This window comes from Mycolicibacterium diernhoferi (assembly GCF_019456655.1).
GTDB lineage: Bacteria > Actinomycetota > Actinomycetes > Mycobacteriales > Mycobacteriaceae > Mycobacterium > Mycobacterium diernhoferi.
The window spans coordinates 660845-685915 of the sequence record NZ_CP080332.1 but is presented as its reverse complement, the minus strand read 5'-3'; the positions used below and the strand labels follow the sequence as shown (position 1 = coordinate 685915).

The window sequence follows — 25071 nt, the reverse complement described above, 5'->3', positions numbered from 1 at the left end:
CTCGATTTGCGCACATTCCGTAACGCTCACCGTTACGGAATGTGCGCAAATTTTTTTGCGCTAGACCTGTTTCAGCTGGAACGGCGTGGCGCTGGTGATACCGCCCGGGCAAGCACCGTTCGAGTCGGCCGACAGCACCCCGCCGAGCGTCACCGGATCGATCGCCATGTGAATGACCGCGGGCGCGAAACTGCCGTCACTGCAGACGAATCCGTCGGGTTTGGTCACGAAGAAGTACCAGCGGCCGTCGTGCAGGGTCATCGGGCTGCTCCAGCCCTGGTTGCTGGACACCGTACCGGTGCAGCCGGCCGGGGCGCAGGTGGAGGCGATGGTCCAGAGGTTCTCGGCGTCGCCGCCGGCGAAATTGCCGTTGAGCAGCGGGGGGTCGGCGTACGCGGCCCCCGCTCCCACCGACAGCGCCAGCCCGGCCGCCGCCACCATCCCGAATCCCGCACTCACCGCACGTGTAATAAGCGTCATAGTGATTGAGGAAGGTAGCACCGGGTCACGGTGAAAAGGCGCATGCGCAGCCGTTTTTCCACACTCTCGTCAGAATCGTGTTCTCGCTGCGATAAATCGGGTTGCCACATCGTGGGACACTGGGACGCGTGAGTACCCATCAGCTGCCCGATAAGGCCTGGCATACCGGCAGCCAGCCGAAGCTTCGGACGTTCGCGCAGTCGACCAAGCTGCAGGACGTTCTCTACGAGATCCGCGGCCCGGTACACGAGCACGCCTCGCGGCTGGAAGCCGAGGGCCACCGCATCCTGAAGCTGAACATCGGCAACCCCGCCCCGTTCGGCTTCGAGGCCCCCGATGTGATCATGCGCGACATCATCCAGGCGCTGCCGTATGCGCAGGGGTACTCCGACTCCAAGGGCATCATCCCGGCGCGGCGCGCCGTGTTCACCCGCTACGAGCTCGTCGAGGGCTTCCCCAAGTTCGACGTCGACGACGTCTACCTGGGCAACGGCGTCTCCGAGCTGATCACCATGACCTTGCAGGCGCTGCTGGACAACGGCGATCAGGTGCTCATCCCGGCGCCGGACTACCCGCTGTGGACGGCCTCGACGGCACTGGCCGGCGGCACCCCGGTGCACTACCTGTGCGATGAGACGCAGGGCTGGAACCCCGACATCGCCGATCTGGAATCCAAGATCACCGAGCGCACCAAGGCGCTGGTGGTGATCAACCCGAACAATCCGACAGGGGCGGTGTACAGCCGCGAGGTCCTCCAGCAGATGGTGGAACTCGCGCGCAAGCATCAGCTGCTGCTGCTGGCCGACGAGATCTACGACAAGATCCTCTACGACGATGCCAAGCACATCAGCCTGGCCACGTTGGCGCCGGATCTGCTGTGCCTGACGTTCAACGGGTTGTCCAAGGCCTACCGGGTGGCCGGCTACCGCTCCGGCTGGCTGGTCATCACCGGACCCAAGGAACACGCCACCAGCTTCATCGAGGGCATCAGCCTGCTGTCGAACATGCGCCTGTGCCCGAATGTTCCGGCCCAGCATGCGATTCAGGTCGCGCTCGGTGGCCATCAGAGCATCGATGATCTGGTACTGCCGGGCGGGCGGCTGCTCGAGCAGCGCGATACCGCCTGGACCAAACTCAACGAGATCCCCGGGGTGTCCTGCGTGAAGCCGCAGGGCGCGCTGTACGCGTTCCCCCGCCTGGACCCCGAGGTCTATGACATCCACGACGATGAGCAACTGGTGCTCGATCTGCTGCTGCAGGAGAAGATCCTGGTCACTCAGGGCACCGGATTCAATTGGCCCACACCGGATCACCTGCGCATCGTGACGCTGCCGTGGTCACGCGACCTGGCGGCGGCCATCGAGCGGCTCGGCAACTTCCTGGTGAGCTACCGGCAGTAGCGACCGATCTAGGCTGTGCCGGTGGCGCACTCACATTCGCACTCGCTCAGCTCGGGACCGAACCCGCTGGGTCCGCTGGCGGCCCGCATCGTGGTCGGCCTGCTGATCGCGCTGGGGGTGCTGACGCTGGCCGGAGCGGCCTGGCTGTGGCCGAGCCAGCAGAAGGTCGACATCCCGCTGCCGTTCCAGAACTCCGCGGGCGGCAGCGTCAGCACCGAGGCCGGCCGCGTGCTGTCCAGCAGTGCCGCCCCGTGTGGCGGACCTGCCGTCGGCGTCGTCCTGACCGCCCCACCGGGGTCCACGGCCGGCACGGACGCGCATTGCACCCAGTCGCTGATCGGCATCGAGTCCGGCCCGAATGCCGGCGCCTACACCGTGCTGGAATTCAGCGGTGGCCCCGGCCAGCCGCAGCTGATGGTCGGTGACGACATCCGGATCACCCGCGCGGTGGATCCCACCGGGACCACCGCCTATTCGTTCTATGACTACGAGCGGGCCTGGCCGCTGGCCGCCCTGGCCGCGGTCTTCGCGGTGGTGGTGGTCGCCATCGCGGGCTGGCGGGGGCTGCGCGCGCTGATCGGCATCGTGGTGGCATTCGGTGTGCTGGTGGTGTTCATGCTGCCCGCCCTGCGCGACGGAGCCGCCGCCATCCCGGTGGCGCTGGTGGCCTCCTCGCTGATCCTGTACGCGGTGCTGTACCTGGCGCACGGCGTCAGCCTGCGGACCAGCGCCGCCCTGCTGGGCACCCTCACCTCGCTGATCCTCGCCACCGCCCTGTCCTGGGGAGCAATCGAACTGACCCAACTGACCGGGCTGTCCGAGGAGGAGAACAACGCGGTCGCGACCTATCTCGGGGGCGTATCCATCACCGGGTTGCTGCTGGCCGGATTCATCATCGGCTCGCTCGGCGTACTCAACGACGTCACCGTGACCCAGGCATCGACGGCATTCGAACTCGCCGAACACAGCGATTCGCGGCGCGAGGTGTTCTTCGGGGCCATGCGGGTCGGCCGCGACCACATCGCCAGCACCGTCTACACCCTGGTGCTGGCCTATGCCGGCAGCGCGCTGCCGCTGCTGCTGTTGTTCAGTGTCGCCAACCGGGCCCTGGGCGATGTGCTGGTCAGTGAGAGCGTCGCGATCGAGATCGCCCGGTCCGCGGTCGGCGGCATCGCCCTGGCCCTGTCGGTCCCGCTGACGACCGCCATCGCCGCCGTGCTCTCCACCACCCGGGGCGCCACCCGCTGACACCGTTTCGCAGCGCGCACCCTCGGGTACCCGCCGTGGGTGGCCCAGCCCAATCACACCTCTGACCTGACCCTGGACGTGGACGGCGAACGATGTTCGCTGACCGTCGACAACCGGGTGACCCTGCTCGACGCACTGCGCGAGCATCTCGGGGTGACCGCGCCGAAGAAGGGTTGCGATCACGGTCAGTGCGGGTCCTGCACCATCCTGGTCGACGGCCGCCGGATGACCAGTTGCCTGACGTTCGCGGTGGCCGCCGACGGCGCGCACATCACCACCGCCGCCGGGCTCGGCGACGGTGAGCGCCTACACGAGATGGCCCAGGCGTTCTGCGACGAGGACGCCTTCCAGTGCGGTTACTGCACCCCCGGCCAGATCTGTTCTGCGATCGGCATGTTGGACGAAGCCAAAGCGGGATCGCCCAGCTACGTCACCGACGATCTGGAGTCGAGCCCCGAACTCGACGAGGACGAGATCCGGGAGCGGATGAGCGGCAACCTCTGCCGCTGCGCGGCCTACCCCAACATCGTCAGCGCGATCCGGCGGGTGGCACTGTCGTGAAGGCCTTCGAATACCGCGTGGCCACCAGCCCCGCCGACGCGGTCGCCATGTTGACCGGCCACCCCGACGCGGTCTATCTGGCCGGCGGCACGAATCTGGTCGACCACATGAAACTGGGCGTCGCACAACCCGATCTGCTCATCGACGTCAGTCACCTCGATCTGGCCGACATCTCGGGGACCGAGGACGGCGGGGTGCGGGTGGGCGCCAACGTCCGCAACAGCGACCTGGCGGCACATCCGTTGATCCGTTCGCACTATCCGATGCTGGCCCGCGCCCTGCTCTCGGGTGCGTCCGGGCAGCTGCGCAACGCGGCTACCACCGCCGGAAATCTCTTGCAGCGCACCAGATGTGTGTACTTCCAGGATGTCACCACGCCGTGCAACAAACGCCGGCCCGGCAGCGGCTGCTCGGCGATCGGCGGGTACGTGCGCCACCACGCAATCCTCGGGGCCTCCAAGAGCTGTGTGGCCACCCACCCCTCAGATATGGCGGTCGCCCTCACCGCCCTGAACGCCGACGTGCTGGTGCACGACGGGGCGGACGAACGCCGTGTCCCCGCCGCCGACCTGCACCGACTGCCCGGCGACACACCGCACCACGACACCGTGCTGACACGGAGCGAGCTGATCACCGGAATCGAACTGCCGCCACCGCCGGCCGGGGCGGTATCGGACTATCGCAAGGTACGTGACCGTGCCTCCTACGCGTTCGCGTTGGTGTCGGTCGCCGCGGAGCTGACCTTCGCCGCCGGCAGGATCGCCACCGCGCGCATCGCGTTGGGCGGTGTCGCCCACAAACCGTGGCGCGCCTGCCGTGCCGAGCAGGTGCTCGTCGGCGCGGTCGCCGAGCAGCAGACGTTCGCCGCGGCCGCCGACGCCGAACTCGCCGATGCGGACCCGTTGCCGGGCAACGAGTTCAAGGTGGAACTCACCCGGCGCACCATGGTCTCCCAGCTGCGCATGCTGACCGAGCGGGGGTTGCGATGACGCTGCTGGAACCGCACGCGATCGGCGCACCCCTGGCCCGCCGCGACGGGCAGGCCAAGGTCACCGGTACCGCGCCTTACGCGTACGAACAGCAGGTCGAGCACCCGGCATATGTGCATCCCATCCAGTCCACCGTCGCCCGGGGACGGGTGGCGTGGATGGAGACCACCGTGGCCGCCCGCACGCGCGGCGTGCACGATGTGCTGACGGTGTTCAACGCGCCGGAACTGGCCGACGACTCCGACGGGGAACTGGCCATCCTGCAGGACGACCAGGTGCACTTCCGCGGTCAGATCATCGGTGCCGTGGTCGCCGATACCGCCGAAATCGCCAGGGAGGCCGCCTCCCTGGTCGCCGTGGGATACGACGAGTCTCCGCATCACGCCGAACTGACCGCCGATCACCCCACGCTGTACACCCCCGACTCGGTCAACCCGGACTATGACAGCGATACCGACGAGGGCGACGTCGACGCCGCCGTGGCGGCCGCCGAGGTCACCGTCGACGAGACCTACACCACCCCCATCGAACACAACAATCCGATGGAACCGCACGCCTGCATCGCGCGATGGAGCACCGTCGACGGCGCCGACCGGGTGACCATGTTCGACTCCACCCAGGGGGTGCACGTGGTGCGCAAGACGCTGGCCCCGTTGTTCGGGATGGCTCCCGAGCAGTTCCGGGTCGTCGCACCACATGTCGGGGGCGGGTTCGGTTCCAAGGGCGCCCCGCACGCCCATGACGTGCTGGCCCTGATGGCCGCCAAACGGGCCGGCGGGCGGCCGGTCAAGCTGGCGCTGACCCGCCAGCAGATGTTCTCCCTGGTCGGCTACCGCACCCCGACCATCCAGCGCATCCGACTCGGCGCCGACCGACAGGGCCGCCTCACCGCACTCGCCCACGACGTCATCGAACAGACCTCTGCGGTCAAGGAATTCGCCGAGCAGACCGCGGTGACGTCACGCAAGATGTACGCCGCACCGAACCGGCGCACCTCGCACCGCCTGGCCACCCTCGATGTCGCGGTGCCGTTCTGGATGCGCGCACCCGGTGAATGCCCGGGCACCTTCGCCGCCGAGGTGGCCATGGACGAATTGGCACATCGCTGCGGGATCGACCCGATCGAACTGCGGATCCGCAACGAGCCCGACGTCGACCCGGAGACCGGCAAGCCCTGGTCGGCGCGGCATCTGGTGGAATGCCTGCGCACCGGGGCGCAGCGGTTCGGCTGGCACGAGCGCAACCCGCAGCCGGGCGCCCGACTCCACGGCGACTGGTACGTCGGGCTCGGGGTGGCGTCGTCCACCTATCCGGGAATGGCCATGCCCGGCAACGCGGCCCGGGTCACCTGCACGGGTCCGGGCCGGTACGCCGTGCACATCGGCGCGGCCGACATCGGCACCGGCACGTGGACCACCCTCACCCAGATCGCCGCGGACGCGCTGGGCTGCGACCCGTCGGCGGTGGACCTGCAGATCGGCGATACCGATCTGCCACCGGCCTCGGTGGCCGGCGGGTCCTCGGGTATGACGTCGTGGGGGTCGGCGATCGTCGCGGCGGCCGGCCAGTTCCGCCATGATCACGGCCACTCCCCCGCCGTGGGTGTCACGACCACCGCGGAGGCGCCGGAGAATCCGGATGCCGACAGGGTCACCGTGCAGTCGTTCGGCGCGCAGTTCGTCGAGGCACGGGTGCACCGCGACACCGGCGAGATCCGGGTGCCGCGGATGCTGGGCGTGTTCTCGGTGGGGCGGGCGATCAACACCCGGACCCTGCGCTCCCAGCTCATCGGCGGCATGACGATGGGCCTGTCGATGGCGCTGCACGAGGAGAGCGTGCGCGACCCGCGGTTCGGGCACGTCGTCACCCAGGATCTGGCGACCTATCACTTCAGTGCGCACGCGGATGTCGCCGATATCGAGGCGATGTGGCTCGACGAGGTGGAGGAGCACCTGAACCCGATGGGATCACGCGGTGCGGGTGAGATCGGCATCGTGGGGGCGGCCGCCGCGGTGGTCAACGCCGTGCATCATGCCACCGGCGTGCGGGTGCGGGATCTGCCGGCCACCCTGGACAAGGTGCTGGCCGGGCTGCCCTGATCCCTCAGCGCTGCAGCAGTTCCAGAAGGTAGGACCCGTACCCGGATTTGACCAAGGTCTGCGCCCGCGCGGCCAGCCGATCGTCGTCGATGTAGCCGAGCCGCCATGCCACTTCCTCGGGGGCACTGATCTTCAGGCCCTGACGTTGCTCGATGGTGCGCACGAAATCGCTTGCGTCCAGCAGGGAGTCGAACGTGCCGGTATCCAGCCAGGCGGTGCCGCGGGCCAGCACCTCCACCGACAACCGGCCCTGCTCCAGATAGGTCTGGTTGATCTCGGTGATCTCGTACTCACCGCGCGCCGATTTTCGAAGCGACCGCGCTATTTCCACGACGTCGTTGTCGTAGAAGTACAGGCCCGGCACCGCATAGTGCGATTTCGGGGTCGCCGGCTTCTCCTCCAAGGACACCGCCCGCCCGTCCGCGTCGAACTCGACCACACCGTAGGCCGACGGATTGGCCACCCAGTACGCGAAAATGGCGCCGCCCCGGACATTCTCGAACCGGCGCAGGCCGGTGCCCAGACCCGGACCGTAGAAGATGTTGTCGCCCAGCACCAGGGCCACCGAGTCGGTGCCGATGTGGTCGGCGCCGATGACGAAGGCCTGAGCCAGGCCGTCGGGCCGGTCCTGCACGGCATAGGTCAGGTTGATGCCGAACTCCGAGCCGTCACCGAGCAACCGGTGGAATGCGGGCGCGTCATGGCCGGTGGTGATGATCTGGATGTCGCGGACGCCCGCCATCATCAGGGTGCACAGCGGGTAATAGATCAGCGGTTTGTCATACACCGGCAGCAACTGCTTGCTGATGCCCCGGGTGATCGGGTGCAGCCGGGTGCCAGATCCCCCGGCCAGGATGATGCCGCGCATCTAAGCGTCGAGGTCCCGTTCGGTGAGTCCGGTCGCCGCGAGCGCCTCGTCCAGGCTGCTGTGCAGGAACACCGAGGTGATGTGGTCGTGCACCACCCGGAACGCCGAGGCCGCGGTGGCGGTCTGCCCGTCCTCGCCGGTGAGTGTCTGCTCGGCGACCACGACGCCGTCATGCACGTAGAGCCTGCCGGGCTCGGCGCTGCCCCGGCCCGGCTGCTGGGCCCAGTCCAGGAGCGCCTGATGTCCTTGGGCCGCCCGGTCGGGCGTGGCGATCTCGACGTCGTCGCTCGACAGCTTCAGCAGCGTGTCGTAGTCGGCCGCGTTCAGTGCGTCATGCCAAGCCAGGACGGTCGCGATTTCGGAGGTGCTCATAGCTGCAACCTTAGAGATCTAGAGCGGCGTGCGGGTCAACCAGCCGTCCCAGACTGCGGTGTCCCCGAAGATCTCCAGTCCGGCCTCGGCCGCGGTGCGGCGGCGGGTGATGCCCAGAAGCAGGTCGACGGCCCGGCCGCGCACCGCGGCGTCCCCCTTGCCGTGCGCGTGCGACCAGGACACGCCGTCCTCGTCGTGCACGACGGTCCACTCGCCGGTGGGCCCGAGTCCCTCGTCGGTGGCGTGCAGATGCAGTGTCTGGCCGCGTTCCAACGGTGCCTGCCGTGCGGTGGCCAGATCGATCCATTCGCTGAGCCCGTCGGCGGCCAGGTCGGGGGGCAGGGTGAACTCGTTGGCCAGCGCCAGTTCCGCGTCGGCGCGGTGCACGGTCTGCTCGTGAACCCGGCGCCGGATCCACCACCCGGGGATGTGCGGACCGACGAAGGTCCACACCTTGGTGTGCGGGCCGATCCGTTCCACGGTGTCGATGAGCGCCTGCGCGCCCTCGTTGAGCCAGTCGATGGCGGCGTCGAGGTCCTCCGGCGGCTTCCCGCCCCGGACCTCGCGCGGGTCCAGCGGTTCGCTGCGCCGGTCCGCGATTATCTGTGTGCACCAGCGATTTCCGCGTCCGACGTGGCGGAACAGCTGTTTGAATGTCCACTCGGGGCAGGTCGGTACCGGCGTCGCCGGGTCGGCGTCGCGGATCAGTTCGCCGAAGCTTCTGGTCTGCTCGAGCAGGGCGGCTCGGAAGTCCACACCTACGACCGTAGCGCGGACTGGCTGTCGCCGAGGGCGATTGGCAGGCTGGACCACCCGCGCAGCACCCGGGTCTCGCGGCGGATGCCGGGGCCGGCGAGCCGGGCGCCGGGGTAACGCTCGAAGAAGGTCCGCAGCCCGACCTCGCCCTCCGCGCGGGCCAGCGCGGCGCCCAGGCAGAAGTGCCGCCCGCCGGAGAAGGACAGGTGCCTGCCCGCGTTGTCGCGTTCGATGTCGAACCGGTGCGGGTCGGTGAAGACATTCGGGTCGCGGTTGGCGCCGGCGATGTAGACCAGGATGCCGGATCCGGCGGGCACGTGCCTGCCGCCGAGTTCGGCATCCTTGACCGCGATGCGGGCGCTGAGCTGAACCGGGGATTCCAGGCGCAGGATCTCTTCGACCGCGGTGGGCCACAGTTCGGGGCGTTCGGCGAGTGTCTGCAGGTGCTCGGGATGCTCCAGCAGCAGCCGGATCCCGCTGCCCAGCAGGTTGACCGTGGTCTCGAAGCCGGCGGCGAGCACCAGTCCCGCGGTGGCCACCAGCTCACGATGGGACAGTGGTTCCTCGGAGGCCTCCGAGGACCGGATGATCTGGCTCATCAGGTCGTCGCCGGGGTGGCGCCGCAGTTCCTGCAGATGCGCCGACAACCAGTCGTTGAAGCCGTGGACGGCGGCGCTGACCTTCTGGTATTCACCCCACGGCAGGCCGATGTCCAGGCTGGCGGCCCCGTGCTCGCCGAACTGCAGGACGCGGTGCCGGTCGGCTTCGGGGACGCCGAGGATGTCGCCGATGACGGTGACGGGCAACTGCCCGCAGTAGCGGTCGACGATGTCGACGGCACCGGGCGCGTCGGCGAGGTCGTCGAGGAGCTGATTTGCGGTGTCCTGCACCCGGTCCCGCAATGCCGCGACGGCGCGCGTGGTGAACACCGAGGACACCAGCTTGCGGTAGCGGGTGTGGTCCGGTGCCTCGACCGAGAGCATCGACGGCGGCTGCAGCGGGTGCAGCACATCGGGTTTGGTGCGGTCGATCACCCATTGCAGGGGTTTGGGCAGGTTGGATCCCAGCGCGATGACGCGGAAGTCCTCGGAGCGCAGCACATCACTGCAGATCTTGTGGTCGACGGTCATGAAGACGACACGCCCCTTGACGATGGGGCCCTGGGCGCGCAATTCCTCGGTGAACGGGACCGGGTCGACATGTATCGCCCGGTCTGCGATGAGCCGGCCCTGCGGGTCGCCCCGGCGCGCGAACAGGCTGGAGATGCCCCGGACGAATCCGTGCATGGCCAACCAATGGATGCGGTGCCGAACCGGGCCCTGTTTCATCGCGCTCCCTGCCTCCCTGGAGGCCAAGGTAGCCGAATCGGCGGACCAGGTGTCAGTTGCAGAAGATCAGGAAGCAGTTGCCGCCCGGGCCGCCACTGCCGTGGCCTCCCCCGCGACCGCCGGACTCGCCGCGGCCACCGGAGTCTCCGCGGGGCCCGGAGTCTCCACGGGGCCCGTCGTAACCGCTTCCGCCGGAGCCGTTTCCACCGTTTCCGCCGCCACCCGGCCACTGCGGCCACTGCGGCTGCTGCGGCTTGGGTTGCTGGGTGGGCCGCGGCTGCTGCGGTGTCGGATAACTCGGGTAGCCCGGCTGGTCGGGATAGTCCGGGGTCTGGGTCTTGGGCGGCTTCTGCTCCCACGGCGGGCGCCAGACCGGCCACTGCGGCCGCGGCAGCACGATCACCGGCGGCGGCAGCACCACCGGCGGGGCCCACGCCGGCGCCGGGTTGGGCACCGGAGCCGGAGCGATCGGGGCGGGTGCGGGTGCCGCCGGGGCGGGCGCCGGAGCCGGGGCCTGCGGGGCGGGCGCCTCGACGTACACCTGTCGAGGCGCTTGCGGCGCCTGCTGGACGACCGGGATGGGTGCCTTGATGGTTTCGGCGACCGGCGGCGGGGCGGGCTGCACCGGCAGTGCCTCGGGTTCGGGCACCCGCGCCGGGGCGGGCGCCTGCACGCTGGGCGCCACCGCCGCCCGGGCCGGGGCGGGCCGCTCGTCGGCCGTCGGCCGGATGCTGACCGCCAGCGAGACGGCGAGCGCCACCACACCGACCACGAAGATCGATGCCATCGCGCTGCCCACCAGCAGGAACGGCTTGCGGGTTTCGTCGGCGGGCGGGGTGTCGTCCAGCCCGGCCAGATCGTCGGGGATGTCGGCGTAGGCGACATAGCTGGGCGCCGCGCTCGGGGCGAACTGGGTGTCGGCGCCGGCCGGCAGCGCGCCGGCGGTCGGGCCGTCCGGATCCAGCGAGTAGGCCAGGCCGACGGTGGAGGCCTCGAACAGCGGGGCGCTGGCCGAGGCCAGTGCGGCGCCGCGGGCCAGCGCCATCCCGGATTCCTCGGGTGCGCTCACCGGGATGTCGACCAGATCGGCCAGATGGGCCTTCACCGAGGCGACGTCGACACCGGAACCGACGATGAACAGACCGTCCGGGGGTGTGTCCTGCCCGGCGACGGCGTGCGCCATCTCGGCGAGGACCGCCATCGCGTCGGCGCTGTGCAGACTGCGACTGAGCACCTTGACCACCGAGCCGTCGGCACCGTCGACCACCGACAGGGTGGCGGTGTCGCGGTCGAGGAACAGCAGACCGGTGGAGCCGTAGCCGACCGCGCGGCCCGCGGCCTGCGCGAGCGCGCCGGCGGCGTGCAGTTCGGATACCAGCATCACGTCGTCGATGTCGTGGGCGGCGAGCGCGTCACGCAGTGCGGCGGCCTCGGTGTGATCGGTCCAGGTGACGCCGATCGATTTGAGATGGTGTCCGCCGGCTTCGGCGCTCTCCCGGGTGCCGAGCACCGCCTGCACCACCTGCTCGGCCGCCGCCGAGGTTGCTGAGTTGCCGGCCCCCGCCACCTCGAAGGCGTCGTGGTCGACGGTGGCGCCGTCGCCCTTCTCGCCTTCGACCAGCACCATCCGCACCGTCGTAGGTGTCAGCGACACACCTAATACGATGTCCACTTACCCCTCCAAAGTGTTTGCTACATCGCCCTTTTCGCCGATACCGACCACTCGACACAAACCGGCGACTAGATACTTCATCGCCGCGAGTGCCGCCCCCGTTACATCCCGCGGGCCTTAGCTAGGCCACGTACCAGACCCTACGCGGGTTCAGGGTTTGACGAAGTTCAGATATGAGCGCGACGGGGTCGGCCCGCGCTGCCCCTGATACTTGGACCCGGCCGCCGAGGAGCCGTAGGGATGCTCGGCCGGACTGGTCAGCCGCAGCAGGCAGAGCTGGCCGATCTTCATGCCGGGCCACAGCGTGATCGGCAGGTTGGCGACGTTGGACAACTCCAGGGTGATGTGCCCGGAGAATCCCGGGTCGATGAACCCCGCCGTGGAGTGGGTCAGCAGCCCGAGCCGTCCGAGTGAGGACTTACCTTCCAGCCGGCCGGCCAGATCGTCGGGCAGCGAGCACCGCTCCAGCGTCGAGCCCAGCACGAACTCGCCGGGGTGCAGCACGAAGGGCTCACCCTCCTTGGGTTCGACCAGGCTGGTCAGGTCGTCCTGGCGCTGTGCCGGGTCGATGTGGGTGTAGCGGGTGTTGTTGAACACCCGGAACAGGCTGTCCAGGCGCACGTCGATACTCGACGGCTGAATCAGGGAGTCGTCGTGCGGTTCCAGCGCCAGCCGGCCCGCGGCGATCTCGGCGCGGATATCGCGATCGGAGAGCAGCACGCGACGAGCCTAGCGGCCGGGTGCCGGTCAGGGGCAGGCTGCGGGCGCGTCGTCGCGGACCGGGAGGTCGGCGGGCAACGTGTAGGTGACGACGGCGTTGGCGTCGTGCGGGCTGTCGTTGCGCACGATGTGCGGCACGCCGGCCGGAATGAAGACCGCCTCGCCGGCCAGGTACTGCCTCGGCGTGCACTGCTGGGCGGTCTGGATCGCCACGGTGCCGCCGGTGATGACGGTGTGCTCGGGTCCCGGATGGGTGTGCCAACCGCTGTTCGACGGCGGGTGCAGCAGCAGTTCCTGCACGTAGAGGGTGGTGGGCCGGCCCTGCGTATCGATCACGATCGGCTCGGAGGTGGTGCCCGTGGCCAGGTCGGTGCGCTCCACATCCCCCTCGGCGGGGGTGGCCGCCGCGGTCGGCGCGGCGGCCATGGCGACGCCGGCCAGGACGGCCGCTGCGAGACGTTTCATCAATCCCCCCTGAGGGCTCCTGCCCGATCGGTGACCTGCGGATGCTAGCCTTCCTGATCGAACATGCCGATGTAGTTCAATGGCAGAACATCAGCTTCCCAAGCTGAATACGCGGGTTCGATTCCCGTCATCGGCTCCACTCCCCCGTATCGCGCCGTGCGCAGTCTCGCGATTACGGCTCGCGATCGACCCACATCGGTAGGCTGTGACCCAGCTCACTCATCCGCCATCGGGGGTCCGTTGGCCTGGATCTGCCGGGGTCGGGTTCTTCCAGCCAACGTGAGTCAGGTGACGAGCACCGATTTACCGGGGGTCCGGTCATGGCGATCGATTTCTCAGCCACGCGCAGCGCACATGACGACAGCCAGTCGCCGATAGGCAAGGGGTGGGTGCAGGGCGTCGCCCTGGTGCTGATCTTCGGGTTCTTCGTGATGGGCTTTCTGGCCTACCGCACCTACACGGCGTCGATGCCGTTGCCGGAGCGGGTCGTCGACGAGTCCGGTCAGACGGTGTTCAGCGGGGCCGACATCACCCGCGGTCAAGAGTTGTTCCAGGGCCGCGGGCTCATGCAGTACGGCTCGATCAACGGCCACGGCGGGTATCTCGGCCCCGACTACACCGCCGACTATCTGCGCCGATCGGCCGACCGGATGGCAGACGAATTCACCGCCGCCGGTGTGCCGGAGGTCCACGATCGCGTGGTCGCCGAACTGCGCACCAACCGCTACGACGAGGCGACCAAGACGCTGGTCTTCACGCCCGCCCAGGTGCGCGCCTTCGATTTCATGACCCGCCACTACACCACCTACTTCGGCCCGGAGGCCAAGCGCAACGGCTTGCTCTCGGACGTGATCACCGAGCCGCGCGACGTCCGGGACCTGACGGCATTCTTCGCCTGGAGCGCGTGGGCGGCGGCGGCCGAGCGGCCGAGCCACGACTACAGCTACACCAACAACTGGCCGGCCGAACCCCGCGTCGACAACGGCCCCACCGCGGACATCCTGGTGTGGTCGGCGCTGTCGCTGATCGCCCTGCTCGCCGGCACGGGCATCCTCTTCGCGATCTATGGCCGGTGGAGCCAGCGCATCGGCTGGCACGCCGGCTCGTCGCCGAATCTGTCCTACCGACAACCCGGTGAAGTCGTGCTGACCAAGTCCCAGCGCGCGACCGCATGGTTCTTCGCGGTGGTCTCGCTGCTGTTCTTCGCCCAGGCCATGCTCGGCGGCCTGGTCGAGCACTACTACGCGGACCTGACCTCCTTCTACGGGATCGACATCGGCGAGATCCTGCCGTTCAGCCTGGCCCGCACCTGGCATTTGCAGCTGTCGCTGCTGTGGACTGCCAGCGCATTGCTGGCCGCCGGGATCTTCCTGACGCCGTTCATCACGCGCCGAGAGCCGAAGGGGCAGCACTGGCTGGCGTACGGTCTGCTCGCGGCGCTGGCGTTGGTCGTGGTGGGGTCGCTGGTCAGCGAGGCACTCTCGATCTTCGGGGTGATCCCGGAAGGCACCCTGTTATCCCAGCAGTGGGAGTATCTGGACCTGCCCAGGATCTGGCAGATCCTGCTCATCATCGGCATGTTCTTCTGGATCGCCATCATCTGGCGTGGCCTGCGATCTCGGCTGCGGAGCGACTCGATGCGCAGCATGCCGTGGCTGTTCTTCTTTGCGGGACTGGCCATTCCGGCTTTCTACGCCGTCGGCCTGCTCGCCGGCAGCGACACCCACTTCTCCGTCGCCGACTTCTGGCGGTTCTGGGTGGTGCACCTGTGGGTGGAGGACTTCCTCGAACTGTTCACCACCGTGATGGTCGCCTATATCTTCGTGCTGCTGGGCGTGGTCCGCCAACGCATCGCACTGGGCATCATCTTTCTCGACATCATCCTGTACTCCGCCGGCGGCGTCATCGGCACCATGCACCACGTGTACTTCTCCGGGACCCCGGTCGAGCACATGGCGCTGGGCGCCTTCTTCTCCGCGGCCGAGGTGATCCCGCTGACCTTCCTCACCGTCGAGGCGTGGACGTTCCTGCAGCTCGGCTCGCGTCAGCAGACCGGCGACTCCAAACCCTTCCCGCACCGCTGGGCAGTGATGTTCCTTGTCGCCGTGGGCTTCTGGAACTTCCTGGGAGCGGGCATATTCGGTTTCCTGATCAACCTGCCGATCGTGTCCTACTACCAGATCGGCACGGCACTGACGGCCAATCACGCACACGCGGCGATGATGGGCGTCTACGGCATGATGGCCGTCGGGCTGGCGATGTTCGCGCTGCGCTACGTCATACCCGCCGACAAATGGCCGGAAAAGGCGGCGCGGCTGTCCTTCTGGTGCCTGAACATCGGGCTGGCCTGGATGGTGTTCGCGGCGCTGCTGCCGCTGGGCGTGATACAGCTCTACCATTCGGTGAACGTCGGGTATTTCGAGGCACGCTCGCTGGGTTTCCTCACCGAGCCCGGCAACCGGTTGCTGGATTGGATGCGGATGCCCGGAGATGTCCTCTTCATCGTCGGCGGGGTGTTGCCGTTCGTGTGGATCGCCTTCGTCGGCCTGCGCAGCTTCTTCCAACACCGGGAATCGAGTGACGAACTCCCCGAAAACCCGCTCTACACCGAACTTCCCGCCACCACGACGCCCGCCGGCGACCAGGCCGCGCGGTGAACGCGCCCGCGGTGACGACCTGGCTGGTCGCAGGGTATGCGGTGTTCCTGGCCGCCGCGGCCTGGGGTTTCGACCTGATGGCGAAGAAGGCATCCCACCGGGCGCAGGGCTGGCGCACCGCCCGGTTCGTCTACCACCCCGACCACGACGCCTGGCAGTGCCCCACCGACCAGTGGTTGTGGCCCACCTCGTACGACCCGGCCCACCGGGTGATGCGGTACCGCGCGAAGCCGATCGTGTGCAACACCTGCCCGGTGAAGGCCGACTGCACCACCTCCGACCACGGCCGCGAGATCAGCCGGCAGGTCGATCCGTGGCCGTTCTCCGAGGCCGGGCGTTTTCACCGCGGAATCGCCTGCGTGGTCGCGGCGTTGGCGATCCTGCTCCCGGCCGGCCAAGCGATGATGGAACGCACCCCCACCGATCTACTTGTGCTCGGGGCCGTCGTCGTGGCCGTGGCCGCGGTGTGCACGCCACTGTTCCGCCACCTGTGGTCCAGTCCCGCGACCGGGCCTGAACACGTGCCGCACCGCACCGCCCACGAGGACTCGGTGGCCGCGGCGATCGACCGGTACTCGACCCGATGGGGGATGGGGCGCGCCCGCGGCGGAGACGAACTCCGTTGACCGGGCTGATCATCGCCGGTGCGGCAATCGTGGTCGTCGGCGTCGCGCTCGCCTTCTCGGTCACGGTCCTGCGCGAGTACGAACGCGGCGTGGTGTTCCGCGCCGGTCGGGTACGACCGCTCTACGGTCCGGGCATGCGATTCGTGATCCCGTTGGTGGATCGCCTGGTGCGGGTGGACCAGCGGGTGGTGACCTTGACCATTCCGCCACAAGAAGTGATCACCAAGGACAATGTGCCCGCACGCGTCAACGCCGTCGTCATGTTCCGCATCACCGAACCGGTGAAAGCGATTCTTGCGGTGGAGAATTACTCGGTCGCGACGTCACAGATCGCCCAGACGACACTGCGATCGCTGCTGGGGCGCGCCGACCTCGATACCTTGCTCGCCCACCGCGAAGATCTCAACCAGGATCTGCGCAACATCATCGAGCGGCAGACATCGGACTGGGGAGTCGAGGTGCAGATCGTGGAGATCAAGGACGTCGAAATCCCGGAGTCGATGCAGCGGGCGATGGCCCGGGAGGCGGAGGCCGAGCGGGAACGACGCGCCAAGATCATCAATGCCCACGGTGAGTTGCAGGCGTCCGAGGAATTGCGTCAGGCCGCCGACACGCTGTCGCGCAGTCCGGCCTCCCTGCAGCTTCGCTATCTGCAGACCCTGCTCGAACTCGGCGCCGACCAGAACTCGACGGTGGTCTTTCCGCTACCGGTCGACATCATCACGCCGTTTCTGCGGTCTGCGTTCGAGCCCGGCGGCCCGGCATGGCAGCGAGACTTCCCGGATCACGGAGGGCGCGACGAGCACGTTTCTCCGCTCGACCGACCGGACCGGGGTTGACGACACCGCCAACAGTGACACACTGTGACATGAGTCACATGATCGATCGGGTTGCGCGGGATAGGCGGCACATCATGTCAACCAGGACCAAGTACACCGAGGTGCCCGAGCCGTACCTACGGGAGTTCCCCAGCGCCGGGGACGCGCGCTTCACCTGGGAGTACGACGAGGGCCGGGCCCGGCTGCTCGCGCTGTACCAAAAGGGCAAGGACAAGCAGTGGGACGCCCAGTCCCGGATCGACTGGGCGCAGGACGTCGACCCGATGAACCCGATCGGGTTGCCCGACGAGTTCCACCCGCTGTACGGCAGTCCGATGTGGGAAGCCGCCGACGACGCCCGTCACGCCGAGATGCGCCGGCATTTCCAGTCCTGGCAGTTCTCCCAGTTCCTGCACGGTGAGCAGGGGGCCATGGTGTGCGCGGCCAAGATCGTCGAGGTCGTCCCGGACATGGACGCGAAGTTCTATGCGGCCACCCAGACCATGGACGAGGCCCGGCACGTCGAGGCCTTTTCCCGGTTCCTGCACGAGAAGGTCGGCCTGGTCTACCCGATCAATACGAACCTGACCTCACTGCTGGATGACACCCTGCGCGATTCCCGTTGGGACATGCCCTATCTCGGCATGCAGGTACTCATCGAGGGACTCGCGCTCGCCGCGTTCGGGGTGCTGCGCGACATGGCCGCGCCGAACTCGCTGGCCAAGCAGGTGCTGGCCTACGTCATGCAGGACGAAGCGCGTCACGTCGCCTTCGGCCGGATCTCCTTGAAGGACTACTACGCCGCGCTGACCGACGCCGAACGCGACGAGCGGGAGGAGTTCGTGGTGCAGGCCTGCTACCTGATGCGCGACCGGTTCCGCGGCGAGGAGGTCTTCGACACCCTCGGCCTCGACGTCCAGGCGTGTGCCGAGTGGGTCGACACCTCGCCGCTGATGATCCAGTTCCGGTCTCACCTGTTCAGCCGCATCGCGCCGATCGTGAAGGACATCGGGCTGTGGGGAACCAAGGTGCAGAAAGCCTTCTCCGACATGGGTGTTCTCGACCTGGCTGCCTCCGACATCGACGCGTTGATGAAATCCGATGAGGATCAAGCCGACGCACTGGACAAGGCGCACGCCGAGATGGCCGAGCGGGCCCGCGAAGTGGACGACGTCATCGCCGCCGCGGGCTGACCCCGCCGCGCAGCGTCGGCGGATATGTTCACCCGTCGAGCGCCCGGTCCAGATTGATGGCCGCGCTGATCAACGCCAGGTGTGTGAACGCCTGCGGGAAGTTGCCGACCTGGTCACCGGTGGCGCTGACCTGCTCCGCGTAGAGCCCGACGTGGTTGGCATAGGTGAACATCTTCTCCAGCGCCAGTTGGGCGTCCTTGAGCCGACCGGCCCGCGTCAACGCCTCGACATACCAGAACGAGCAGATCGAGAAGGTGCCCTCGGTGCCGTCCAGCCCGTCGGTTCCCGGCTCGTACCGGAAGACCAGACTGTCGGTGACCAAGTGTTTTTCGATGGCGCCGAGGGTGGACAGGAAACGCGGATCGGCCGGCGACAGGAACTTCAGCATCGGCATCAGCAGCAGACCGGCGTCCAGATCGGTGCCACCCTCCACGCGGGTGAAGGCCTGCAGATCCGAATTCCACGACTTGGTCATGATGCGCTCGTAGATCTCGTCGCGCGCCGCCGACCAGGCCACCAGATCCGCCGGGAGACCGCGGGCCCGGGCGATGCGGATGGCTCGTTCGATCGCCACCCAGCACATCAACCGCGATGTGGTGTAGGGCATTTCGTCGTGGCGGACCTCCCACATACCGGCATCGGGCCGGTCCCAGTTGTCGGCAACCCAGTCGACGATGTCGCTGACGTCGCACCAAGCGTCGTGACTGATACCGGGTCCGTGCTTGTTGAACAGGTAGACCGAGTCGATGATCTCGCCATAGATGTCGAGTTGAAGTTGCTTGGCCGCTGCATTCCCGATGCGCACCGGCCGGGAGTCGCGGTAGCCGGCCAGGTGGTCGAGTTCGTGCTCCCCGGGCAGGTTGCCGTCGATGTCGTAGAGCACCCGCAGCGGCCCGAGGCGGCGGTCGTCGGCACCGTCGCGCTGCCCCATCCGCTCCGACAGCCATCTGGTGAAATCCCTTGCTTCGTCGACGAATCCAAGCCTCAGCAGGGCGTACATACTGAACCCGGCGTCGCGGACCCAGACATAGCGGTAGTCCCAGTTCCGGCTGCCGCCGACCGGAGCGGGCAGGCTGGTGGTGGGGGCGGCGACGATCGCGCCGGTGGGTTCGTGAGTGAGCAGTTTGAGCGTGATGGCCGAGCGGTGCACCGTCTCGCGCCATCGTCCGGTGTAGGTCGAGGTCGCCACCCAGCCGCGCCAGAACGCGGTGGTGGCATCGAGGAGCGCATCGGTGCGATCGACCGCGCAGGCGGTGACGTCGTCGTCCTCGCCGAGCATCTCCAGGATGAACAGTGCGGTGTCCCCGGTGCTCAGTTCGAATTCGGCTGACACCTTGGTGTTCTCGCCGTCGTCGTCGATCTGCAGGTCCGTCGATGCGATCAATCCGAGACGGACCCCGTCGCCGGTGACGAGTACTCCGTCCCCGGAGCGCTCGGCCGTGCAGGACTGCCGGGCATAGTCGGGCCGCGCATCCAGGCACATCCGCAGCCGAAGGGTGCCGCGAACACCGCTGACCCGGCGTACCACGCGTTGGCGGTGATCCGGCTCGTCCTGGGTGGCGACCGGCATGAAGTCGTGCACCTCGGCCACCCCGTCGGGGGTCAGGAACCGGGTGATCAACACGGCGGTGTCGGGGTAGTAGAACTGCTGGGTCCGGGTGACCTCGGTGAGGGGTGCCAGCCGCCAGCTCCCACCGCGGTCCTGGTCGAGGATGGCGCCGAACACGCTCGCGGAATCGAACCGCGGTGCGCAGAACCAGTCGATGGTGCCGTCGGTCGCGACCAGTGCACAGGTGCGCAGATCCCCGATCAAGCCGTGCTGGGCGATCGCGAGCTGCTCACGCATCGGGCAGCCACCAGTCGGTCAGCTCCAGCGCGGCGTCGGGCCCCCATGACCCCCTGGCGTAGCGCAGCACGGCCGGCGGGTCATCGAGCACGGGCTGGCACACCTGCCAGAGCCGGTCCACCTCATCGGAGCGGGTGAACAGTGTCTGATCGCCGCGGATGACCTCGAGCAACAGCCGTTCGTAGGCGGCCATCGACTCGGCCTCCTCGCCCAGCTCGGCCGTCAGATCGACCGGTTGCAGGTCCAATTCGGGTCCCGGGCGTTTGGCCCGCAACCGCAGCCCGATGGCGGGCGGGTTGGCCAGTTCCAGCACCAGTGCGTTGGCCGCGGACGGGTCGACACCGAACCGGTCGGTCGCCGGGCTGCGGAAGGTGAGGGTGACGGTGGCGCGGGTGGCGGCCATCGCCTTGCCGGTCCGCAGGTAGAACGGCACACCGCGCCAGCGTTCGGTGTCGACGAAGGCGGTGAGCGCGACGAGCGTCTCGACCGAGGAGTCCTCGGCGACGCCGTCCTCGTCGCGGTAGCCCTCGTACTGACCGAATACCGTGTGCGCCCGGTCGAAGGGGCGCATCGCGTCGAATACCGCGGCCTTGGCGTCGCGCAGCGGCCCGGCATCGAACGACGCCGGGGGTTCCATCGCGATGAAGCCGAGCACCTGACACAGGTGGGTGGTGATCATGTCGCGGAAACACCCGGTCGACTCGTAGAAGCTCCCGCGTCCCTCGATGGTGAGTTCCTCGGGGACGTCGATCTGCACCGACTCCAGGTGGTCGCGATGCCAGGCCGGTTCGATCAGCCCGTTCGCGAAGCGCAGCGCCAGCACATTCTGCACCGCTTCCTTTCCCAGGAAGTGGTCGATGCGGTAGATCTGGTCCTCCCCGACGATGTCCTTGAGGGCCGCGTCCAGTTCGCGCGAGGACTCCAGGTCGGTGCCGAAGGGTTTCTCGACCACGATGCGGGCGTCCCGGGCGAGTCCTTCCCGGCCGAGCATGCCGATCATGGGTTGCATCGCCTGCGGCGGCACCGAGAGATAGATGAGCACCTGGGCGTCGGCGCCGAGCCCCTCGCGGGTACTGCGCACGGCATCGGCGAGGTCACTGCCGTCGTCGGCATCCGAGGTCTTGAAACTCATGGACGACAACAGCTTGCGCAGCACCTCCTCGTCGACATGGTCCAGGTGCTCGCGCAGCGCGGCACCCACGGTGTCGCGGAAGTCGTCGTCGCTGCCCGGACAGTGGCGCCCCGATCCGATCACCGCATAGCGTTCGGGCAACCCACCGGCGGCCGAGAGTCGGTACAGCCCGGGGAACAGCATGCGCTCGGCCAGGTCGCCGGTCGCCCCGAACACCACGAAGACCTGAGGCGGGGGCGGTCGCTCGTGCATCGTGGGTTACTGCCCACTGGGCGGTGTCCGCTAAACACCCGAATCTCGGCGGCACCCACTGGGTGCCGATCTCGCTGTGGCCGGTCGGTTGATCAGGCCTCGCAGCCGACGCCGTCGCCGTCCCGGTCCAGGTGAGACCCGTATTTGTCACTGCTCGAGGGGATGTTCACATCGCCGTTTGCGCGGGCCTCGGTGCAGTTCTTGTACGGCGCGGCAACCGCGGCGGGCGCCACCCCGACAGCAATGGCACCGAAAACGGCGGCGGCGATCAACGAACGTACGAGCATGGTCTACCTCTGTGCGGTTCATGTGCGGATTTGGCGGCCCCGGACGGAATGCCAGGGCCGCAGCACCACGATCACACGGAAAGTCAGCGAATACTGCCGTTCAGGTCAATTTCTTCGCGGTCGGCTTCCAGAGCAGGGCCCCGATGAGCAGCCCCACAAACGGTACGGCCGCCAGAATCGCGCTGAGGGTGGTGCTGCCACCGGTGACCAGGGTGAAGTTGGACAACACCAGCCACAGGCTGCCGAGCAGCCCGAGCACCGCCAACCCGGGCGCGATCCGGGTCTGCCATATCCGGCCGTCGCTGAGGCCGCGGTTGCGAAGGAAGAAGACCAGCACGGCGACCGATGTGGTCAACATCAGCAAGACCATGCCGACTGTCGCGACACCGGCCATGGAGCCGAAAACGCCGACCAACGGATCGATCCCGAGAACCGCCAGGACTCCGACGATCGAGGCCGCCGTGGCAGTCTGCACCAGCGAGGAGAAGGCTGGTGACTCGTGGCTGTCGTGGACGGTGCCGAGGCGGGCCGGTAGCAGGCCCTTGCGAGACAGCACGAACTGGTAGCGGGCGATGACATTGTGGAAGGACAGCACGCAGGCGAAAAGACTTGTCAACAACAGGATGTTGACGATGTCACGGCCCACCCGACCCAGTGCCGCACCGGTGGTGTCCAGCAGCATGTTGCCCTCGCCCGCAAGCGTCTGTTGGGCGGTGGCCGCCACGTTGTCGGGTCCGATGGCGACCACGAAGGCCCACACCGTCAGCGTGTAGAACGCGCCGATCAGAATCACTGCGGCATACGTGGCGCGCGGGATGGTCCGCTTCGGTTCTCGTGCCTCGTCCCTGAACACCGCCGTGGCTTCGAATCCGATGAATCCGGTGAGCGCGAACAGGATCGCGATGCCGATGGCCCCCTGGCTGAACACGTCCGGGGTGAAGGAGGCGAACGTGATTCCGGCCGGACCGGGGTCGGCGATGATCGCCAGATCGAGGACCACCACGACGCCGATCTCCAGCGCGAGCGCCACACCGAGCACCTTTGCGCTCAGTTCGATGTGGCGGTAGCCCAACACGGCGACGATCGCAAGAATCACGAAGGAATATACCGGCCATGGGATCTGGGGACCGTCGTAGAAGGCAACCGTATCGCCGATGGCCCAGCCGATGTATCCGTAGATGCCGACTTGGATTGCGGTGTAGGCGATCAACGCCACCACCGCGATGCCCTTGCCCATCCGTTCACCGAGCCCGGCGGTCACATAGGAGAAGAAGGCGCCTGCTTCGGGTACGTGTGGGGTCATCGTCACGAACCCGACGCTGAAGACCAGCAAGACCAGGGATGCGGTCAGGAATCCGACCGGCGCGCCGGCGCCGTTGCCGAGTCCCATTGCCAGCGGCATGTTGCCGCCGATGACGGTCAGTGGTGCCGCCGCCGCGACGACCATGAACACGATTCCTACCGGCCCCAGCCGTCCGTTGAGGCGCGGAGTTTCGGCGTTGGTGGTGGTCATGCGTTCTCTCCTAATGCCGAGGCGAGTAGGTCGTGGTCGATGGCGTGCGCGGTGAAGCCCCGGTAGCCGGTCACGGTCTCGGCGCTCACCATGGCGTTGACGATGGCTTCTTCGGTGGCCTCGATGGTCAGGTCGAACAGCAGGTCCATCAGCTGTGGACCCACCATGCGCAAGGGGATTTCCGATGCAGCCCTGGCGGTGTCCTCGCCCCCGTACGGCGGGATTCCGCGGTTGCCGGTGGAGAAGGCGAACATCAGGTCGCCGCTGTACTGCTCACCGGCGCCGCCGAGCCGACCGACGGCCAGCGCCGAGCGCTGCGCCAGTCGCCTGCACTGGTGCGGGAGCAGCGGTGCGTCGGTGGCGACGATGACGATGATCGATCCGGAGCCCGGCAGGTAGCCCGGCGGATGAGCCGGCAGCGGAACCTCCGGCTGGGTGACCGGCACCCCGTTGATCCGGAGCCGATCGCGCCGGCCGTGGTTGGCCTGCACCAGCACACCGACGGTATGGCCGTTCACCCGCGATGCCGTGCCGATCCCGCCTTTGAACTGGTGGCAGATCATCCCGGTGCCGCCACCGACGTTGCCCTCGGCGACCGGTCCGGCGGCGGCAGCTGCCAGGGCAGACCGGACGTGCTCGGGCCGAACGTGAAATCCGTTGATGTCGTTGAGGAACCCGTCATACGTCTCACCGACCACGGGCAGCGACCAGTACGCCCCGTCGCCCCGGACGCGGACCTGCTCGGCAACCAAGCCGTCGCGCACCACCCCGACGCTGTGTGTGTTGGTCAGCCCGATGGCGGTGGTGAGCTCGCCGGATTCACGAATCCACTCCAGTCCGGTCAGTTCGCCGCTGCCGTTGAGGACGTGCGCCCCGGCGAAGACCGGTTCGGTCCAGATGTCGTCGTGCGGGACGACGACGGTCACGCCGGTATTGATGCCGTCGCCCTGCAACGTGGTGTGCCCGACGCGCACGCCCGGTACGTCGGTGATGGCGTTGTGTGGCCCGGTGGGGTGTTCCCCGATGGTCACGCCCAGGTCTCTGGCACGCATTGGTTTCTCCTCGGCCGGGTTTTTTTCCTAATTGGAAAAGAACTATGCGCCCGGTGGCGCCGATGCGCAACAGGAGCGGCAGAATAGATCCGACCGACTTTCACCGAGGAGCAGCGCGTCGATGGCCCGACCCAACCGGCAGCAGGAACGGCGAAACGAGATCCTCGACGCCGCGATCGCCGTGATCGAGCGCCACGACCTGGCATCACTCAAGCTCACCGACGTGGCCGCAGAGCTGGGCCTGACCACCAATGCGCTGCGGTACTACTTCAAGGACATGACAGATCTGCTGTCCGAACTCGCGATGCGCTCCGACGTCCGGTTCTACGACGAGCGCCTGCAAATCGGCAATCGGACCGAGACTCCCGCGGCCCGGTTGGCGTTGACCATCGCTGCCGGGCTTCCCTCCGGTCCCGAGGATGCCGAATGGCGCGCGATCTGGCGTGCGGTGCTCGCGGCGGGTTTCGAACTCGATCAGCGCCGGGACGTCCAGGCGATCTATCACCGACAGGTCGGTCTTTACACCGACCTCCTCACGGCGGGTTCCGACACCGGCGCCTTCCAACTCAACTCCCCCGCCCGCGACATCGCGATGACATTGATGGCGATGGAGGATTACCTGGGTTACCGCATCGTGGCCCGCGATCCCGGGCTCGATCGCGCGACCGCGCTACACCTGATGCGCGAGTACGCCCGGCTCGCGACCGGAGCCACCCTCCCCGACACCCGGTGAAAAC

23 protein-coding genes and 1 tRNA gene are annotated in these 25071 nt (G+C 67.8%); 11 read left to right on the top strand and 13 right to left on the bottom strand.

Annotated features, from left to right (window positions below; translation table 11 throughout):
* Positions 1–60: 60 nt before the first annotated feature.
* Positions 61–459 (bottom strand): hypothetical protein, encoded by a 399-nt coding sequence (locus K0O62_RS03210; RefSeq protein WP_234800024.1) that lies wholly within the window; start codon positions 457–459, stop codon positions 61–63.
* 122 nt (positions 460–581) lie between these two features.
* On the opposite strand from K0O62_RS03210, the gene K0O62_RS03205 reads away from it, so the two are divergent.
* The 5 genes from K0O62_RS03205 to K0O62_RS03185 are packed head-to-tail and all read left to right on the top strand — an operon-like array spanning position 582 to position 6777.
* The gene (locus K0O62_RS03205) at positions 582–1880 is read left to right on the top strand and encodes a pyridoxal phosphate-dependent aminotransferase (RefSeq protein ID WP_073855649.1); all 1299 of its coding nucleotides are present in this window, start codon (positions 582–584) and stop codon (positions 1878–1880) included.
* Between the two features lie 21 nt (positions 1881–1901).
* Entirely contained in the window at positions 1902–3128 is a 1227-nt protein-coding gene (locus K0O62_RS03200) for a YibE/F family protein (protein ID WP_073855785.1), read from the top strand.
* A 39-nt stretch (positions 3129–3167) separates the two neighbouring features.
* Positions 3168–3689: a 2Fe-2S iron-sulfur cluster-binding protein gene (locus K0O62_RS03195; protein ID WP_073855648.1), complete on the top strand. Its 522-nt coding sequence runs from the start codon at positions 3168–3170 to the stop codon at positions 3687–3689.
* Positions 3686–4678, top strand: a complete 993-nt coding sequence (locus K0O62_RS03190) for an FAD binding domain-containing protein (protein WP_073855647.1) — start codon at positions 3686–3688, stop codon at positions 4676–4678. The genes K0O62_RS03195 and K0O62_RS03190 overlap by 4 nt, the downstream gene beginning before the upstream one ends.
* Positions 4675–6777, top strand: coding sequence for a xanthine dehydrogenase family protein molybdopterin-binding subunit (locus tag K0O62_RS03185; protein WP_073855646.1), 2103 nt, complete (start codon positions 4675–4677; stop codon positions 6775–6777). The genes K0O62_RS03190 and K0O62_RS03185 overlap by 4 nt, the downstream gene beginning before the upstream one ends.
* A gap of 4 nt (positions 6778–6781) precedes the next feature.
* On the opposite strand, the gene rfbA is transcribed toward K0O62_RS03185, so the two are convergent.
* The 7 genes from rfbA to K0O62_RS03150 form a co-directional block, all read right to left on the bottom strand.
* A complete protein-coding gene (gene rfbA, locus K0O62_RS03180) occupies positions 6782–7645 on the bottom strand; it encodes a glucose-1-phosphate thymidylyltransferase RfbA (RefSeq protein WP_073855645.1) in 864 nt (287 codons plus the stop codon).
* The gene (locus tag K0O62_RS03175) at positions 7646–8017 is read right to left on the bottom strand and encodes a nuclear transport factor 2 family protein (protein WP_073855644.1); all 372 of its coding nucleotides are present in this window, start codon (positions 8015–8017) and stop codon (positions 7646–7648) included.
* Between the two features lie 18 nt (positions 8018–8035).
* Positions 8036–8773: a maleylpyruvate isomerase family mycothiol-dependent enzyme gene (locus tag K0O62_RS03170; protein WP_073855643.1), complete on the bottom strand. Its 738-nt coding sequence runs from the start codon at positions 8771–8773 to the stop codon at positions 8036–8038.
* 2 nt (positions 8774–8775) lie between these two features.
* Positions 8776–10101 (bottom strand): cytochrome P450, encoded by a 1326-nt coding sequence (locus tag K0O62_RS03165; RefSeq protein ID WP_073855642.1) that lies wholly within the window; start codon positions 10099–10101, stop codon positions 8776–8778.
* A 52-nt stretch (positions 10102–10153) separates the two neighbouring features.
* A complete protein-coding gene (locus K0O62_RS03160) occupies positions 10154–11773 on the bottom strand; it encodes a DUF7159 family protein (RefSeq protein ID WP_073855641.1) in 1620 nt (539 codons plus the stop codon).
* 150 nt (positions 11774–11923) lie between these two features.
* The gene (dcd, locus tag K0O62_RS03155; protein ID WP_073855640.1) at positions 11924–12493 is read right to left on the bottom strand and encodes a dCTP deaminase; all 570 of its coding nucleotides are present in this window, start codon (positions 12491–12493) and stop codon (positions 11924–11926) included.
* A gap of 27 nt (positions 12494–12520) precedes the next feature.
* The gene (locus K0O62_RS03150) at positions 12521–12958 is read right to left on the bottom strand and encodes a cupin domain-containing protein (RefSeq protein WP_073855639.1); all 438 of its coding nucleotides are present in this window, start codon (positions 12956–12958) and stop codon (positions 12521–12523) included.
* Between the two features lie 65 nt (positions 12959–13023).
* Here K0O62_RS03150 and K0O62_RS03145 point away from each other — a divergent pair.
* From K0O62_RS03145 to K0O62_RS03125, 5 genes are all read left to right on the top strand, one after another.
* Positions 13024–13097, top strand: a tRNA-Gly gene (locus K0O62_RS03145).
* 181 nt (positions 13098–13278) lie between these two features.
* A complete protein-coding gene (locus K0O62_RS03140; RefSeq protein ID WP_073855638.1) occupies positions 13279–15615 on the top strand; it encodes a nitric-oxide reductase large subunit in 2337 nt (778 codons plus the stop codon).
* Positions 15612–16241 (top strand): hypothetical protein, encoded by a 630-nt coding sequence (locus K0O62_RS03135; RefSeq protein ID WP_073855637.1) that lies wholly within the window; start codon positions 15612–15614, stop codon positions 16239–16241. Before K0O62_RS03140 ends, K0O62_RS03135 begins: the two co-directional genes overlap by 4 nt.
* Positions 16238–17080 (top strand): slipin family protein, encoded by an 843-nt coding sequence (locus K0O62_RS03130; protein ID WP_079244432.1) that lies wholly within the window; start codon positions 16238–16240, stop codon positions 17078–17080. Before K0O62_RS03135 ends, K0O62_RS03130 begins: the two co-directional genes overlap by 4 nt.
* Before the next feature lie 74 nt (positions 17081–17154).
* Complete coding sequence (locus tag K0O62_RS03125; RefSeq protein ID WP_073855636.1) at positions 17155–18252, top strand: ferritin-like domain-containing protein; 1098 nt, start codon at positions 17155–17157, stop codon at positions 18250–18252.
* 28 nt (positions 18253–18280) lie between these two features.
* Here the strand turns inward: K0O62_RS03125 and K0O62_RS03120 are convergent, their stop codons facing one another.
* The 5 genes from K0O62_RS03120 to K0O62_RS03100 all read right to left on the bottom strand — a co-directional run bounded on the left by K0O62_RS03120 (position 18281) and on the right by K0O62_RS03100 (position 24334).
* A complete protein-coding gene (locus K0O62_RS03120; RefSeq protein ID WP_073855635.1) occupies positions 18281–20098 on the bottom strand; it encodes a glycoside hydrolase family 15 protein in 1818 nt (605 codons plus the stop codon).
* A complete protein-coding gene (gene zwf, locus K0O62_RS03115) occupies positions 20091–21482 on the bottom strand; it encodes a glucose-6-phosphate dehydrogenase (protein WP_073855634.1) in 1392 nt (463 codons plus the stop codon). Before zwf ends, K0O62_RS03120 begins: the two co-directional genes overlap by 8 nt.
* Positions 21483–21574: 92 nt before the next feature.
* On the bottom strand, positions 21575–21769 hold the full coding sequence (locus K0O62_RS03110) for an excalibur calcium-binding domain-containing protein (RefSeq protein WP_073855633.1): 195 nt from the start codon (positions 21767–21769) through the stop codon (positions 21575–21577).
* Between the two features lie 100 nt (positions 21770–21869).
* Positions 21870–23282 carry an APC family permease gene (locus tag K0O62_RS03105; RefSeq protein ID WP_073855632.1) on the bottom strand — a complete coding sequence of 471 codons (1413 nt, stop codon included), beginning with the start codon at positions 23280–23282 and terminating at the stop codon, positions 21870–21872.
* Positions 23279–24334 carry a DmpA family aminopeptidase gene (locus K0O62_RS03100; protein WP_073855631.1) on the bottom strand — a complete coding sequence of 352 codons (1056 nt, stop codon included), beginning with the start codon at positions 24332–24334 and terminating at the stop codon, positions 23279–23281. Before K0O62_RS03100 ends, K0O62_RS03105 begins: the two co-directional genes overlap by 4 nt.
* Before the next feature lie 121 nt (positions 24335–24455).
* Between K0O62_RS03100 and K0O62_RS03095 the strand changes: the two genes are divergently transcribed.
* Entirely contained in the window at positions 24456–25067 is a 612-nt protein-coding gene (locus K0O62_RS03095) for a TetR/AcrR family transcriptional regulator (RefSeq protein ID WP_097933832.1), read from the top strand.
* The last annotated feature ends 4 nt before the right edge of the window (positions 25068–25071 follow it).

What these genes read in the sequence shown, in the direction of transcription:
- K0O62_RS03185 (WP_073855646.1), top strand. Translation starts at nt 4,675, where the DNA reads ATGACGCTGCTGGAACCGCACGCGATCGGCGCACCCCTGGCCCGCCGC.
- rfbA (WP_073855645.1), bottom strand. Translation starts at nt 7,645, where the DNA reads ATGCGCGGCATCATCCTGGCCGGGGGATCTGGCACCCGGCTGCACCCG.
- K0O62_RS03175 (WP_073855644.1), bottom strand. Translation starts at nt 8,017, where the DNA reads ATGAGCACCTCCGAAATCGCGACCGTCCTGGCTTGGCATGACGCACTG.
- K0O62_RS03165 (WP_073855642.1), bottom strand. Translation starts at nt 10,101, where the DNA reads ATGAAACAGGGCCCGGTTCGGCACCGCATCCATTGGTTGGCCATGCAC.
- K0O62_RS03150 (WP_073855639.1), bottom strand. Translation starts at nt 12,958, where the DNA reads ATGAAACGTCTCGCAGCGGCCGTCCTGGCCGGCGTCGCCATGGCCGCC.
- K0O62_RS03140 (WP_073855638.1), top strand. Translation starts at nt 13,279, where the DNA reads ATGGCGATCGATTTCTCAGCCACGCGCAGCGCACATGACGACAGCCAG.
- K0O62_RS03125 (WP_073855636.1), top strand. Translation starts at nt 17,155, where the DNA reads ATGTCAACCAGGACCAAGTACACCGAGGTGCCCGAGCCGTACCTACGG.
- K0O62_RS03120 (WP_073855635.1), bottom strand. Translation starts at nt 20,098, where the DNA reads ATGCGTGAGCAGCTCGCGATCGCCCAGCACGGCTTGATCGGGGATCTG.
- zwf (WP_073855634.1), bottom strand. Translation starts at nt 21,482, where the DNA reads ATGCACGAGCGACCGCCCCCGCCTCAGGTCTTCGTGGTGTTCGGGGCG.
- K0O62_RS03110 (WP_073855633.1), bottom strand. Translation starts at nt 21,769, where the DNA reads ATGCTCGTACGTTCGTTGATCGCCGCCGCCGTTTTCGGTGCCATTGCT.
- K0O62_RS03105 (WP_073855632.1), bottom strand. Translation starts at nt 23,282, where the DNA reads ATGACCACCACCAACGCCGAAACTCCGCGCCTCAACGGACGGCTGGGG.
- K0O62_RS03100 (WP_073855631.1), bottom strand. Translation starts at nt 24,334, where the DNA reads ATGCGTGCCAGAGACCTGGGCGTGACCATCGGGGAACACCCCACCGGG.
- K0O62_RS03095 (WP_097933832.1), top strand. Translation starts at nt 24,456, where the DNA reads ATGGCCCGACCCAACCGGCAGCAGGAACGGCGAAACGAGATCCTCGAC.